General features: G+C 41.1%; 1 protein-coding gene. It reads left to right on the forward strand.

Annotation, left to right across the window (positions count from 1 at the left end; all coding sequences use genetic code 11):
- The coding region (locus VJI94_RS08665; protein ID WP_324009078.1) for a hypothetical protein at positions 1-248 on the forward strand (248 nt) is incomplete at both ends.

Consider the following 248-nt stretch of genomic DNA (forward strand, 5'->3'; position numbering starts at 1 on the left):
CCTGGCTGGTATTATTCCTGCCATAACGGGTAAAATTGAACTGGTATATGAAGGAGAGCAGGAAGGTCCATACCAGGTAGCATTAAATCTGGTTGATAAAGCTATCCGTTCCCAGTTTATACAATACTTCCCCAATCCCGATCAGCTAAAGAAAAAAAGAAGTGTTGGCAAAAAATCAGTTGAAGAAAAAGAGCCTGAAAACCCGTATAAGTCTATCATTCGCTGGTTTGATGGGGGTAACCATGTTG

This window comes from Parvimonas sp. D9 (genome assembly GCF_035282565.1).
Lineage (GTDB): Bacteria > Bacillota > Clostridia > Tissierellales > Peptoniphilaceae > Parvimonas > Parvimonas micra.